Source organism: Methylobacterium oryzae, assembly GCF_036441375.1.
GTDB classification, from domain to species: Bacteria; Pseudomonadota; Alphaproteobacteria; order Rhizobiales; family Beijerinckiaceae; genus Methylobacterium; species Methylobacterium oryzae_A.
This window is the reverse complement of the sequence record NZ_MLCA01000011.1, coordinates 66978-80277: the sequence shown is the minus strand read 5'-3', so window position 1 is coordinate 80277 and position 13300 is coordinate 66978. Positions and strand designations below refer to the sequence as shown.

The window sequence follows — 13300 nt, the reverse complement described above, 5'->3', positions numbered from 1 at the left end:
GAAGCGGACGTCGCCGCTGCGCCGGCTTGCCAGCGCCCTCCGACGGTCAGAGCGTCCGCTTCTCGGCCATAGCTACCGCCAGGAGTCCGCCGCGCGTCAGTCGCTAGCCGGGCTCAAACCGGCGAGCAGGGGAGCGTGGGCCACAAGCCTGCGGACCAGGAAATCGTTGAACAGCCGCACGCGCTTCGTCTTCCGCGCTTCCCCCTGGGTGAGGAGCCAGAGCGTCCCGTACATGTGCAGGTCGGTCCCCGGCACCCTGACAAGGAGGGGGTCGGCATCCCCGACGAAACACGGCAGCGTCGTGATCCCGAGCCCTTGCCGGACCGCCGCGAGCTGGGACCCGGCATCCGTGACCCTGAACGGGACTACGGCGGTGCGAACCTCGCCCTCGCCGGCCCAGTCCGGGACCCCATGGGCGCTGATGACGATCCAGCGTATGGGTTCGGACGCGCCTGCACTCCGCGCGGCGATGCAGTCGCGGGAGACGTAGACGCCCCCGAACAGGTCGGGCCCCTTCAGGCCGTGGAGATTGAGCGGCAGGCTCTTGCGGTCGTAGACGACCCGGATCGCGACGTCGGCTTCCCGGTTCGTCAGGTTCGCCAACTCGCCGGACGACAAGATGTCCATCTCGATGTCCGGATGCAGGCGCGCGAATTCGGCGAGGTCGGGCATGAGGAGGTGGGTCGAGAGGAACGGCGCGAGCGTCACCCGCAGGAGCCCGCGCACGCCCTGGTCCCGTCCGAAGACGCGGCCCTCCAGCAGGTTCGAGGTCGCCTCCATCCGGTCCGCGAGTTCGAGGACCTCCTCGCCCGCGCCCGTGATGCGGTAGCCTGACGGCAGCTTCTCGAACACCATGGGCACGAGGAGGTACTCCAACCGCGCCCCCGTGCCGTACCCGGCGACCGCCGCCGGCCCGGCCACGCCCACGAGGCCGGTCGCCGTGGCGATGGTCACGTTCGTGGTGGCGCTGACGACGGCCGAGACGGCGCCGATCCGGAGGATCGACGCCAGCGCGGCCCGGGAAAGGGCCGGCGGCCGGACCGGAGGATGCAGGACCCCGCGGCCGGACCAAAGGTAAGCGGCGAAGACGACGATCCCGGCCACGTAGTAGGCCAGGACGGCGACCGCTCCGCCGACCACGCCGAGTTGCGGCAGAGGCCCGATGCCGAAGATCAAGGCGGGGGAGAGCGGGATGAGGGCGACCGTGCCCGCGCACATCACCCCGGCCGGGAGCAGCATGTTGCCGGTGCCCCGGATCACGGCGGCCAGCGCGTTGAACAGCCAGAGCAGCACGGCGCCCGCGAAGACCACGTCCGAATAGGCCAGCGCGGCCACGAGCGAGGCGCCGCTTCCTCCCATGGCGGCATAGAGTTGCGGGCCGGCTAGCAGGGCCGCGACGGTGGTAAGCGCACCGAGCCCGACCGAGATCGCCACCGCGTGCCAGACCAGACCGTTCGCCTCCGCCAGCCGACCGCCGCCGAGCGCCCGCGAGACGGCCGAGAGCATGCCACCCCCGACCGCACCGGCCGAGACCATCTGGATCAGCATCAGCATCGGGAAGACGAGGGCCATGCCGGCCAGGGCATCGGTGCCGAGGCGGGCGATGAAGTAGGTCTCGATCAGGCCCGTCGAGGCCTGGGCGGTGGTCGTCAGGACGTTGGGTCCCGCGAGGCGCAGCAAGGTCCCGAGGACCGAGCCCCTTAGCAGGCGTTCCGTGCGGGCATCCCGTGGGGGCGGCCCGCTCCCGAGGCGGGGCGGGTCGAGATCGAGCGCCGAGACCGCCGGCCGGGCGGGACGAGCGGCCGTCACGAGACTCGCGTCCGGGCCGCCACGACCGGTTCGGTCGCCGGGGGCGGCAGGTCGATCAGCAGGCAGGTGGTGCTCGCCGTGGCGCAGAGTCGTCCCGCCCCGTCGGAGAGCCGCGCCTCGGCCACCGCCTGCCGGCGTCCGGCATGGACGACCTCTCCCACCGCCGTGAGCGGGCCGGACGCGGCCGTGACCGCGCGCAGGTAGTTCACCTTGATCTCCAGCGTGGTGTAGCCCCGGCCCAGGGGCAGCGTCGCATGCACGGCGCAGCTCACTTCGACCACGGTCACGGTCGAGCACACGACCGGCTGGGCGCTTCTGTGCTTCGACGGAAGGTCGCCCGAGGCAGGTGCTTCGCTGCTAGACGCCATCGAGGCCGTGACGCCCTGGCCTTGGGTGCGGCCGCGCCTAGTGCTGGCGGGCCCGATGGCCGATGGCACGGCCACCCCCGTCCTCTCGGACATGGACGGCAAGGCGCACGGGGCCTACGGCCTGGAGGGACGACCTGAGCTCGTTTGGGTGCGTCCGGACGGGCACATCGCCTTTCGTGGCGAAGCCGACCGCGCCGACCGGTTGGCGGCCTACTGCCGAAAAGTTTTCGGCGCGTTGTCGGATGCAGAGCATCTTGCCATGCCAGTGGAAGCTGCCCTCGTCCCGTAAGTGGGCCCAGGCCGACCGGCACGCACCTCACCGGCAATCGACCGAACAACACCCGCCGGCGATCCACCGTGAGGCCGAGGTTCGGCGGCGCTTAGTGCCGACGTGGCTGCGTCGGGCGATCCGGCCCGGTGCCGTCAGACGACACCCGTGACATCGCATCGTGCCTGTCCGATCCTTAAGTCGAAAGGCGTCGACGCCTACTCCGAAGCCTGGATGTTCGGCGGCCCGAGATGCTGTAGGAAATCCGGCTTACCGAGGCTCACGCCGGCGCTGCGCAGGATCGCGTAGGCGGTGGTGACGTGAAAGAAGAAGTTCGGAAGGGCGAAACCGGTGAGATAGGCCTGCCCGCTGAAGCGGTAACCCATACCGTTCGGAAACTTCAGCTCCACCTCCCGCTCCGCGCCTGAGGCCAAAGCCGCCGGATCTATGCCTTCAACGAAGGCAATCGTCCTGGCACAGCGCTCCTTGAGTTCGGCAAAGGTCGCCTCGACGTCCGGCATCGCAGGCGCCTCGATTCCGGCGATCCGCGCCACGGCGTTTTTCGCGCTGTCGGATGCCATCTGGTACTGGGCCGGCAAGGCCCGCATGTCCGGCGCAAGACGGCCGAGGAGCAACTCAGCCTCCGGCTTCTCCGATGCCGCCTTGTCTAGCCACACGCTCATGTTGCGCAGCGAGTTGACAAAGACGGGGACGCTGACGGCATGGATGCTGATGCTCATCTGGGCTGGCTAATGCACCAGTCCACAAAGACACGGTGAGAAAGCGCACACCGCGTAGGGGTGGGTCGAACGAAATCGCCAGGCTCCCGGCGAACGTCCGGTGTCGAGAAGCGACGGGAGCGGTCCGGACGGCCTCTGAGGTCGAATGCGGCTCGCCCCCTCCGCGTTTGCAGGCTGATGCCCTTCCCCCGGTCCGATCTCGACTGACGGATGCGATGTCCGACGCGGTCGTGGTTGGGACGCTACGCTTGCTCGGCCGCGGGTGACCCCGGCCCCTAGGCCGGCAGGAGCCCCGAGGTGCGGTAGCCCTCGATAAGGGCATCGAACTGCGAGATGTCCGAACGGCTCCGTGCGTAGAGTTGGGCTCCGGACACCGCGGCGAAGATCGCCCGCGCCCGCGCCTCCGCGTCCCCGGGCTTCACCGCCTTGGCCATCACCAGCACCTTGGCAAGCCAGGCGACGTTGACGTCGGCGAAGCGCTGAGCCTCCCGCTGCACGGCCTCCGGCAGGTTGGCGAACTCCGCCGACATGAAGCTGCACAGGCAGAGCCTGTTCCCGTCCTCCAGTGAGCGCCGGAAGGTGCCCGGGTAGAGCCGCAGACATTCCTTCGGGTCGCCGGTCGTCTCCAGCATGGCTTCGAGCTCGACCGCGATGTCCTCCCAGTAGCGCCGGGCCACGGCCGCGCCGAGGTCCGCCTTGCTGGCAAAGTGATGGTAGATGCTCGCCGCCTTGATGCCGACCTCCGCGGCGAGGTCGCGGTAGCTCAACCCGCCGTAGCCATGCGCCTGCGCGGTCTTCCGTGCGGCGGCCAGGATCGTCTCCTTCGCGTTCGTGCCCACTCCTGCCCCCCACCCCCGAATCAGACACCTACCAATCGTTAGTTAGGGGTTGACGGCCTGGAAATCCAGCCCTAGCTGTCTGCCTACCGAACGTTAGGCAGGGGAAACGGACATGACCCAGGACATCATCTTCTCCGACGCGACCCGGCTCGCCGAATTGGTCCGCACGAAGCAACTCTCGCCCGTCGAGGTCGTAAAGGCGCACCTCGACCGCATCGAGGCGGTCGACCCGCAGGTCAACGCCATCGTCACCGTGGCGGAAGGTGCGCTCGCCGCCGCGAAGGAAGCCGAGGCGGCGGTCATGGAGGGTCGCGAACTCGGCCCGCTGCACGGCGTGCCTTTCACCGTGAAGGACTCCATCGACACCGCCGGGGTGATGACCCAGCGCGGGTCGCCGATCTTCAAGGGCCGCACCCCCGACGCCGACGCCACCAGCGTCGCCCGCATGAAGAAGGCTGGCGGCATCCTGCTCGCCAAGACCAACCTGCCGGAGTTCTCCTACTGGATCGAGAGCGACAACCTGCTCTCCGGACGCTCGAACAACCCCTGGGACCTCGACCGCACGCCCGGCGGGTCGAGCGGCGGCGAGTCGGCGGCCATCGCGGCGGGCATGTCGCCGCTCGGCCTCGGCACCGACCTCGCCATCTCGGTGCGCGGCCCGGCCGCCCAGACCGGCATCGTCTCACTGAAGGCGACCCACGGGCGCGTGCCGATGACCGGCATCTGGCCCCGGGCGCCCCGCCGCTTCTGGCATGTCGGCCCGATGGCGCGCTCGATCCGCGACCTCGCGCTCGCCTTCGCGCAGCTCGCCGGCCCCGACGGGCAGGACGCGTTCGCCACCAGCACCGTCCCGTTCGATGCCGGCCTCGGCGCCGCGCCGGACCGCAAGCTCCGCGTCGGCTGGATGGTCGGGCCGGGCTTCGGCCCCATCGACACGGAGGTCGCCGCCACGGTGCGGGCCGCCGCCGAGGCCCTCACGGGCGAGGGCCACCACGCGGAGGAGGTGCGCATCCCGGCGCTGGAGCGCGACTTCGCCCTGGACGTGTTCAACAAGCTCCACGTCATGGAGATGAAGCCCGCCTTCCGCGAGGCGGTCGCCGGGCACGAGGACCAGATGTACAGGATGGCCAAGACGATGCTGTCGCTCCCCGACACGTCGGTGGAGGACTACGTGGCGGCCGAGCAGGCGGCGGAGCGGCTCTGGGACGGCTATGCCGCCTACTTCCGGGACTTCGACGTGCTCCTGACCCCCGTGCTGCCGGTTCCGGCGCACAAGCACGGCATCAGCGAACTTGTGGTCAACGGCGAGACGGTCGACCTGACCTACCTGCAGGGCGCGACCGTGCCGCTGAACGTCACCGGCCTGCCGGGCCTGTCGATGCGGTTCGGGACGAGCCGCGAGGGCTTGCCGATCAACGTGCAACTGGTGGGCAGCTGGCAGGCGGAGACGACCCTCCTGCGCGCCGCCTCGGTGCTGGAGGCGGTGAGCCCGGTTCGGGGGCTACATCCGAGCATCTGACATCTGTGACTGGGGCCGAAGATTTGTTCGGCCCCGGACCGCTGTGACGGTAAAATCGTACGGCGGCCGACTATGACGTGACGAGCGGCATTGACCGAAGCGGGTTCGGGCACATTAGCTCCCCGACCCACGAAGCCGTGCTCGATGTCGAACCTGCACCGCGCACGAACATGCCTATGCTGAGCGCCCTTGTAGCAAGTTGCAGTCCTACTCGCGTGATCTGGGCCCGCTCGGCGGCGCAGGTTCGTCTCGCGGCGGGTGCCCGAACATGGCCTTGTAGGCGCGGCTGAAGGCTGCCTCCGACGCGTAATGCGACCTCTCCGACACGCGCCTCGCGGGCGACCAGCATGTCCCGGGCGAGCGTGAGCCGCCACTCGTTCTGGTATGCGGAACATCATCCTGGCAGTCGGCCTTATCGCCGTCGCAGCTCCTGTTCTTGGGGGCCCAGACGCGTTGGCCGCAGAGCGTGGCAACAAAGATCTGAAGACCTACTGCTCCGGCGATGCGGTCACATTCTGCAGCGGCAAAGATCCGGATAGCCCGGAGATGGACGATTGCTTCAAGACGAACATGGACAAGCTCTCAGAGAACTGCCGGAGGGCGATCACGGCCTACAAGGGTGGTGGAGGCAAGTAGCCCTCGCATTCCGCGGCCGAGGCTGATGTTCACACCTGGGCGATGGTTCTCGACCTGAGATCCAGGCACATGCTCTCGTTGAACCTCAGCTACCACCCTCCCCCATTCTACGTCTCGGGCCGCGTTTCGTATTGGCCCCGGCCGTGAGGAACGGCACCAAGCCCCGTCAGCCCGTGATCAGCTCGAGCTGACGGGGCCAAGACGCAGGGCGGGCATGCGACCGATCGCCGGATCTCTCTCACGATGTGATGTGTTCAAGCTCCGCCGCGCCCCAGCGGCCAGGAGTGTGCCGTGTACAATCCCTTCTTCTCGTCGCTGATGCTGGCCTTTGAGGCGCAGCGCGTCATCGAACTGCGGTTGGTTCGTCTGGCCTGGGGCGGAAGCGAGGGACTGGCTGAGGCGCAGTCCATGGTGATTGAGAAGGTTCACGCCGCCGGCGAGGCAATGACGACACTGATGTTCGGCGGCTCCCCCGAAACGGTCATCGCCCGCTACCGTGAGCACGTGGCTGCGAACACGAAGCGCCTCTCCGCTTCCTGAGGGCCGTGCGGCTTCGCCATAGAAAGCCTAGCTAGAACGCTTCGCGCTCCAGCTACCGCTGCACTCGACCAAGCCGCCAGACGTGCGCCAAGTGCCGCTGCCGCCGCCCTTCGCGGTCAGACTGCCGGCGATCGGCACCTTGTTCGAGCCTTGGGTGATCGTGGCCTGCACGGCGCCGGCCGCCGAGACGCCGCCATCGATGTCGACCTCCTCCCCAGGGATCGACGCGTCGCTGTCCTTGATCTGTACCTTGTAGCTCGTGCTGGCCGAGCAGGGTCCCTCGGCAGTGGTGGCCACGATGGTCCAGGAGCCGTCGAACTGGTTCGGTACCTGCACCTTCTTCGTCGCGGCATCCGCTGTGAGGAACGCGCCTGCCGTCAGGACAGCCGCGAGGATCAGGGTAAGGGTACGTGACACCGATGGCTCCGGAGATTGCGGCGCCATGATCGGCCACGCCTTCGCAGAACGGAGGTCTCGGCTCGATAGTTTCAGCGGCTACGCAGATCCTTCTGCAGCCGTAAGACAAGGTGCTCCGGCGGCTCTTCGGAAAGCACCCCTCCCACGAGTGGTTCGACCTTCGGCAACCTTCTGTTAACTATACCGGGCGAGGTGGCTCCCGCGATCGGCTGGGGGCTGAGCGCCGGAAGAGCAGCGCCCAAATCCCGGGTGCGGCCTCGTTGGTGCAGTCGCAACAAGCCCGCACCTGGAACACCAGGGCGGGCTTCTATCGTCATATCACGGGACGGACCCACCCATCTCGGGTGAGCGCCTGTGGATGCAGCGACGGCGTGCCGGTGTAAGTGTCCGGCTTTAGCGGGCAGCCCCCATCGATTTCCGATGGGACATCGACCGGCGGACATCAGGCCTGCTGTAGGTGCCAAGGATCATCACCCGGCCGTGACAGGCGGGGCAGCGCTTCAGCGCGGCAGAGTAGGAAACGGCGGCTTCGTTCAAGCTGACGGCTTGCCATAACCCGTCGACCTTCACCTCGCAGGTGAGCGGCTCATCCACCGGCATGTTCTGCGCCGTCAGACGCGGATTTCTTCCGCGGACAGGCCACCGGCCCGCAGGTGATCGGGGATGTCGCCGTGGTCGTAGTACCCGGCCTCGTGTGCCATGGCGTCGAGAGCAGCGATCGGGTCGGCGGCCGAGCCGGTCCAGAGAATTGCACCCGTCGCGGCCTGACGGATCTGGAAAACCTTCATCATCGGACCCTCAAGCTTCGGCGTATGGTTAAGCGCCATTGCCGCTGCTCGTTCCGAGGCCGCTTGCCGAACCAGAGTGAGCAACGGTGCGCCCGATCATAGGCTGGACCGATTGGCATCCCGGACAGGCGCGCTGCTGTGTAGGGTGGTGCTCAACTGAATTTTGAATGCAAATGTGGGCCACTTCACCGCTCGGCACGTTGCCAAGCATGGCCATTGACGATCGATCCGCCCGCACCATCGCGACGCTGAAACAGCTCGCCCATGAGCTCAATGTCCCGGTTGAGGCGTTCCTCCGAGCCCCCGCGGAAGGCGAAGCAGGAGACCTGCTGACCCTCGTGCGCCTGTGGTCAGCGATACCGGACACACAGGGCCGACGCCGGGTCCTCAGCATAGCGCGTCAGGAAGCGGAGCGATCCGAGAGCAAGGCGCGCGCTTGATCCGTCCCAATCCATGTCGGGCAACCCCGCTTCTGGTCGCATGGTCTGGCTGCGCCGATCTGCTCACGGCTGACGAGCTCGCGTTGCCGCGTATGTGATAGAGTTGACGGACCCAGTTGTCGGTATGCCCTCTGGACGTATTCCATGACCGAGCGGGGGCGACCGCAGCAGTTCGAACGCGGTCAACCTGTCGAGGCTCTCGCTGGCACGATCGAGCGCGTCACCTTCCACAGCCCCGAGACCGGCTTCTGCGTGCTCAAAGTCCAGGCGCGCGGCAAGCGCGACCTCGTGCCGGTGATCGGCCACGCCCCCACGATAAGCGCCGGCGAGTGGATCACCGCCACCGGCATTTGGCACACGGACCGCCAGCACGGCCTGCAATTCAAGGCCGACACCCTTAAGGTCACGCCGCCAACGGGAACCGAGGGCATCGAAAAGTACCTCGCTTCCGGCCACATGCGCGGCATCGGCCCTGCTATGGCCAAGCGCATCGTCGCTGCCTTTGGGGAAGGCACGTTCGAGATCATCGAGGCCGAGCCCGCCCGCCTGATCGAGGTCGGCGGCATCGGGCCGAAGCGCGCCGCCCGCATCGTCGCCGGCTGGGCCGAGCAGAAGGCCGTGCGCGAGATCATGCTGTTCCTGCACGCTCACGGCGTCGGGACAGCCCGGGCGGTGCGCATCTTCAAGACCTACGGCCACGAGGCCATCGCGGTCATGACCGAGGATCCCTACCGTCTTGCCAGGGACATCCGGGGCATCGGCTTCAAGACCGCCGATGCCATCGCGATGAAGCTCGGCCTGACCAAAGAGGCGCCGCAGCGCCTGCGCGCTGGGATCTCGTTCGCGCTGCAGACTGCCACTGATGCGGGCCACTGCGCCCTTCCCGTGGCAGAGCTCGTCGCGCTGGCGGTCGACCTCCTCGGGGTTGAAGCGCCCCTGCTTCGTTCGGCGCTCCTCGACGTGCTGGAGACCGGCGAGGTCGTCCAGGACATCGTCGGCGACAAGGCCTGCATCTTCCTCGCCGGCCTGCATGCCGCAGAGCGCGCCATCGCCGAGCGGCTCAGGCGCCGCGCGCAGGGTATGCCGCCTTGGCCGGAGATCGACCTCACCCGGGCGCTGCCCTGGGTGGCGGAAAAGACGGGCAAGACACTCTCGCCCTCGCAGGAGGCCGCCGTGCGCCTCGTGCTCGGTACGAAGCTCGCGGTGGTCACCGGTGGCCCAGGCGTGGGCAAGACCTCAACCCTCGACACGATCCTGCGGATCGTGCGCGCCAAGGGTGTGCGGGTTCTGCTCGCAGCGCCCACTGGCCGGGCCGCCAAGCGGATGAGCGAGCAGACCGGGCTAGAGGCCAAGACCCTGCATCGCCTTCTCGAGATTGACCCCAAGCACGGCGGTTTCTCGCGCAACGAGGAGAACCCCCTCCCCTGCGATCTGCTCGTCATCGACGAGACCTCGATGGTCGACGTGCCGCTCATGAACGCGCTGACGAAGGCGGTGCCAGACCATGCGGCGTTGCTCCTCGTTGGCGATGTCGATCAGCTGCCCTCGGTCGGGCCCGGTCAGGTGCTGGCCGACGTGATCGGCTCCGGCGCTGTGCCGGTGGCGCGGCTCACAGAGGTCTTTCGGCAGGCGGCCGAGAGCCGGATCGTGGTCAACGCTCACCGGATCAACGCGGGTAAGATGCCCGAGGCGGCACCGCGCGGCACTGAGAGTGACTTCCACTGGATCGAGATCGACGAACCCGAGCCGGCCGTGCAGACGCTGATCGAGGTGGTGACGCGTCGGATCCCGGTCCGGTACGGCCTCGATCCGGTCCGGGACGTACAGGTCCTTACCCCGATGCAACGCGGCGTTCTGGGCGCGCGCAACCTCAACCACGAACTCCAGGCGGTGCTGAACCCGAACCCGCTGGTCTCGGTGGAGCGGTTCGGGTGGCGCTTCTCGCCTGGCGACCGGGTGATGGAGAGCCAGAACGACTACGATCGGGAAGTGTTTAACGGGGACCTTGGCACCGTGGCGCGCATTGATGAGGACGAGGGCGCCGTGATCGTCGAGTTCGAGGGACGGGAGGTGATCTATCCCTACGGCGAACTCGACACGCTGGTGCCGGCCTACGCCACGACCATCCACAAATCGCAGGGCTCGGAGTACCCCGCAGTGGTGATCCCGCTGGCTATGCAGCACTGGACGATGCTCGCGCGCAACCTCCTCTACACAGGCGTGACGCGCGGCAAGCGCCTGGTGGTGCTCCTCGGGCAGCGAAAGGCAGTTGCCATCGCGGTCCGCGGTGGCACGATGAAGCCTCGCTGGACGAAGCTGCGGGAGTGGCTGGCGCAGCGCCCTCAAAGCTTGAACCGACCTTAACCGCCAGGCTCCGGCTGTGTGGTTTTTCGTGACGCTCGACCCTCAAATGAGGGATTACAATCCGAGATTGGCCGCTACGGTGGCAGCAGCCCGAGACCCAAGCCTTCAGCCCCGCCGGCACCGCCGCGCGGGGCTTTTTCGTTAACCCGTGGCCGGCATCCTGGCGTCGGATCCAGGCGCATGCCCCCGATTGCCTCGGATCTGGGAAGGCCCGCCCGGTCCGCCGGCGCGGGCTTTCTTGTCTCGGCTCTACCCCTTCATCTCGGCGAGCATCGTGGCGCCTTCGGTCAGGAAGAACGCTTTGATCTTCGGGTGGCGGACCCGCAACACGCAGTGTTTTGCGATCTCGCTCATTGACCGGTTCTTCGGGTTCTTGAGGAGATCGGCCAGATACCTCTGGGCTTCGGCCTCGGTCTCGATGGTGACGGACTGAGGGTTCATGGCGCACCTCCGGCTCTGACCTGGCCGGTCCACCGGCGAGGGCTTGTTCACGACCTACCTACCAACCGACCAGCTGTGAAAGCGCGGGACGCGCCTCTAGCGCGTTGCCTGCAAATCGATAATGGGCCCGCCGATCTCGAAGAACTCGTCTTCGTTAAGATCTGCCAACTCGATCTCTACTCTCGGCTGCCGTAGCGGCACGAGCGCAGAGATCATCCCGAGACACACTGCCCCAGCGATCAAGACAGTCAATAGTGCGAGGGTCATGGTCGGCATCGAAGCGTAACGCGATATCGGACATATAGACCGGTAAGCTTAAGGCTTGCTTCCGCCTAGCCGGGCACAATTCGGTAACCGCCGGCCGCCATCCTGTCCCCGAGCCAAGTTGCGTATCGGCTCGGCTCACTCGCTGGTGAGATCGGACGCTCCGCCGCCCCGTGAGCAGATCGGGGCGGGGCTGAGCGGACAGTTAGCGGACCGGCAACCATTCGGCCGTACCCCACCGGTCATGTCCGACCTCCCGCCCGCCGTCGCCTCCTGGCGCGATCAGATTGAGCGCCTGTCCGAGCACGCCTTGCCGTGCCGCTACCTGACCCCGACGCGGTGGGCCGCGATGCGAGCGAACGCGTTGGCCTTCCTCAACCAGCACGGCGCCGAGGCGCACCGGCTCGGCTGGACCGCACCGCAGCTCTTCGGCGTCCACCCGGAGCACGGCTTCCTGCGCGTCGAGTATGCCGGCGCGCTGATGGTCAACGACAGCAAGGTCGTCGCCGTCGAGCCCGACCGGATCGTGTTCGACCGGTTCTCCGGCTACCGGACGAAGCTCGGGCAGACCTGGGGGCCGCCGGTTTGGGAGTTCGCGGCCAAGGGGCGCGGCTGATCGCGCCTGTGATCTGCGAGGATGTCGGAGGCAAGCCCGATGTGAGCCGGCGCAGGATGTTGCGCCAGCCAAGCCATTAACGCGTCGGGCCTTTTCGGGGTGCATGGTGCGGTATGTCCAGTTGCATACTGAGCCAGCCATGCATTTCGAGATCCGCTCCACCGGCCGCCACCTCTGGACCTGGGTGCTGCTCGACGAGGCGCATCTGACCGTGATGGAATCGGACCGGACCTTCCCGTCCGAGGCGCAGGCGTCGGCCGCCGCGCTGGCTTTCTCGAAGCTAGTCACCCGCGCGGGCAAGTCGCTGACTGCGCCGACGTCCGGTGGGCTACTCTAGCCGCTGCCCGGCCGTCAGCCGCGCGGCTGCCCCTCCTTCCAGCATGACGCGTCGCAGCCACGCTCAGGACGCGGCCACGAAGGCCGAGCTCGCCCCGACCGGCACGCTCCGAGTCGGTCTCGTCGAGGCCCCGTCCGCCGGCCTGATCTTCGTCAGCCGCGCCGCGGATGGAAGGCTCGACGGCGTGACGACCGATCTGAGCGCGGACCTCGCCCGCTATGTCGACCTGCTGCCGGCCGTCACGCTGTTCCCGAATTTGGGGGGCGCGGCGACGGCCCTCCAGGCCGCGGCGATCGATGTCAGTTTCATGCCGATCGACGCGACCCGGCGGCAGGTGATCGATTTCGGGCCGACCTATTACGACCTGGAGAGCACCTATCTGGCCAGCGCCGGGTCGGGCATCACCGACGTGGCGCGGGTGGATCGAACGGGCCTCCGGGTCGTGGCGATCGAGGACACGACGACCTTCCGCGCCGCCACCCGCACGCTGACCCGGACGCAGCTCATCCCCGTCCCGTCCGTGGCCGAGGCGGTCGCGCGCATGCGCGCCGGGCAGGCGGACGCCTTCGCCCTCTCGCGGGACACGCTGCGGCCGGTCGTCGCGCAGATCCCGGTCTCCCGGATCGTCGCGGGCGGCTTCCAGCACATGCAGGTCGCCGTCGCCGTCCCGAAAGGCCGGCCCGCCGCCCTCGCCTGCGTCACGGCGTGGCTGGACGGCGCGAAACGCACGGGTGCCGTCCGGCGGATCTTCGATGCCCGCGGCTTCCGCGACGACGCGGTCGCGCCCTGACCGGCCCTCCGGGCGGGACCTCCGGCGCGGCGGACGGTTGGGCCCCTGAGATGCGTCGGCCACGGGCCGCTCTGACCCGGAAGCCACGGATCCGCACGGCAGGAGACCGGCGATCGGCGGACAC

Annotated in this window: 16 protein-coding genes and 1 pseudogene; 9 read left to right on the top strand and 8 right to left on the bottom strand. The window is 68.0% G+C overall.

Annotated elements, in window-relative coordinates; all coding sequences use genetic code 11:
- Positions 1-96: 96 nt before the first annotated feature.
- The gene (locus MOTC310_RS23090) at positions 97-1680 is read right to left on the bottom strand and encodes an MATE family efflux transporter (RefSeq protein ID WP_331291482.1); all 1584 of its coding nucleotides are present in this window, start codon (positions 1678-1680) and stop codon (positions 97-99) included.
- 125 nt (positions 1681-1805) lie between these two features.
- Positions 1806-2096: a PaaI family thioesterase gene (locus tag MOTC310_RS23085; RefSeq protein ID WP_331303431.1), complete on the bottom strand. Its 291-nt coding sequence runs from the start codon at positions 2094-2096 to the stop codon at positions 1806-1808.
- Positions 2097-2232: 136 nt separating this feature from the next.
- Here MOTC310_RS23085 and MOTC310_RS23080 point away from each other — a divergent pair, with 136 nt between their 5' ends.
- Positions 2233-2466 carry a hypothetical protein gene (locus tag MOTC310_RS23080; RefSeq protein WP_331291400.1) on the top strand — a complete coding sequence of 78 codons (234 nt, stop codon included), beginning with the start codon at positions 2233-2235 and terminating at the stop codon, positions 2464-2466.
- Between the two features lie 197 nt (positions 2467-2663).
- On the opposite strand, the gene MOTC310_RS23075 is transcribed toward MOTC310_RS23080, so the two are convergent.
- Together MOTC310_RS23075 and MOTC310_RS23070 are read right to left on the bottom strand one after the other, a co-directional pair.
- Positions 2664-3185, bottom strand: a complete 522-nt coding sequence (locus tag MOTC310_RS23075) for a DUF1993 domain-containing protein (protein ID WP_331291399.1) — start codon at positions 3183-3185, stop codon at positions 2664-2666.
- A gap of 275 nt (positions 3186-3460) precedes the next feature.
- On the bottom strand, positions 3461-4024 hold the full coding sequence (locus MOTC310_RS23070) for a TetR/AcrR family transcriptional regulator (RefSeq protein WP_331303430.1): 564 nt from the start codon (positions 4022-4024) through the stop codon (positions 3461-3463).
- A gap of 112 nt (positions 4025-4136) precedes the next feature.
- On the opposite strand from MOTC310_RS23070, the gene MOTC310_RS23065 reads away from it, so the two are divergent.
- A complete protein-coding gene (locus tag MOTC310_RS23065) occupies positions 4137-5543 on the top strand; it encodes an amidase (RefSeq protein ID WP_331291397.1) in 1407 nt (468 codons plus the stop codon).
- A 207-nt stretch (positions 5544-5750) separates the two neighbouring features.
- On the opposite strand, the pseudogene MOTC310_RS23060 reads toward MOTC310_RS23065, so the two are convergent.
- Positions 5751-5928, bottom strand: a pseudogene (locus MOTC310_RS23060) (helix-turn-helix transcriptional regulator); the annotation flags it as partial.
- Between MOTC310_RS23060 and MOTC310_RS23055 the strand changes: the two are divergent.
- On the top strand, positions 5928-6179 hold the full coding sequence (locus tag MOTC310_RS23055) for a 3',5'-cyclic-nucleotide phosphodiesterase (protein WP_331303429.1): 252 nt from the start codon (positions 5928-5930) through the stop codon (positions 6177-6179). The pseudogene MOTC310_RS23060 and the gene MOTC310_RS23055 overlap by 1 nt on opposite strands.
- Before the next feature lie 291 nt (positions 6180-6470).
- Positions 6471-6719, top strand: coding sequence for a hypothetical protein (locus MOTC310_RS23050; protein WP_331291396.1), 249 nt, complete (start codon positions 6471-6473; stop codon positions 6717-6719).
- 27 nt (positions 6720-6746) lie between these two features.
- Here MOTC310_RS23050 and MOTC310_RS23045 read toward each other — a convergent pair whose 3' ends face one another.
- Both MOTC310_RS23045 and MOTC310_RS23040 read right to left on the bottom strand, forming a co-directional pair.
- Positions 6747-7136, bottom strand: a complete 390-nt coding sequence (locus tag MOTC310_RS23045; protein ID WP_331303428.1) for a heme utilization protein — start codon at positions 7134-7136, stop codon at positions 6747-6749.
- A gap of 611 nt (positions 7137-7747) precedes the next feature.
- The gene (locus MOTC310_RS23040) at positions 7748-7927 is read right to left on the bottom strand and encodes a hypothetical protein (RefSeq protein WP_331303453.1); all 180 of its coding nucleotides are present in this window, start codon (positions 7925-7927) and stop codon (positions 7748-7750) included.
- Positions 7928-8133: 206 nt separating this feature from the next.
- Between MOTC310_RS23040 and MOTC310_RS23035 the strand changes: the two genes are divergently transcribed.
- Complete coding sequence (locus tag MOTC310_RS23035; protein ID WP_331303427.1) at positions 8134-8364, top strand: hypothetical protein; 231 nt, start codon at positions 8134-8136, stop codon at positions 8362-8364.
- Positions 8365-8508: 144 nt separating this feature from the next.
- The gene (recD2, locus tag MOTC310_RS23030; protein ID WP_331291393.1) at positions 8509-10728 is read left to right on the top strand and encodes an SF1B family DNA helicase RecD2; all 2220 of its coding nucleotides are present in this window, start codon (positions 8509-8511) and stop codon (positions 10726-10728) included.
- A gap of 249 nt (positions 10729-10977) precedes the next feature.
- Here the strand turns inward: recD2 and MOTC310_RS23025 are convergent, their stop codons facing one another.
- Entirely contained in the window at positions 10978-11169 is a 192-nt protein-coding gene (locus MOTC310_RS23025) for a hypothetical protein (protein WP_331291392.1), read from the bottom strand.
- A 508-nt stretch (positions 11170-11677) separates the two neighbouring features.
- On the opposite strand from MOTC310_RS23025, the gene MOTC310_RS23020 reads away from it, so the two are divergent.
- The 3 genes from MOTC310_RS23020 (at position 11678) to MOTC310_RS23010 (ending at position 13176) form a co-directional block, all read left to right on the top strand.
- On the top strand, positions 11678-12049 hold the full coding sequence (locus tag MOTC310_RS23020) for a hypothetical protein (protein WP_331303426.1): 372 nt from the start codon (positions 11678-11680) through the stop codon (positions 12047-12049).
- A 139-nt stretch (positions 12050-12188) separates the two neighbouring features.
- A complete protein-coding gene (locus MOTC310_RS23015) occupies positions 12189-12386 on the top strand; it encodes a hypothetical protein (RefSeq protein WP_331291390.1) in 198 nt (65 codons plus the stop codon).
- Positions 12387-12429: 43 nt separating this feature from the next.
- Positions 12430-13176: a transporter substrate-binding domain-containing protein gene (locus MOTC310_RS23010; RefSeq protein WP_331303425.1), complete on the top strand. Its 747-nt coding sequence runs from the start codon at positions 12430-12432 to the stop codon at positions 13174-13176.
- Positions 13177-13300: the final 124 nt, after the last annotated feature.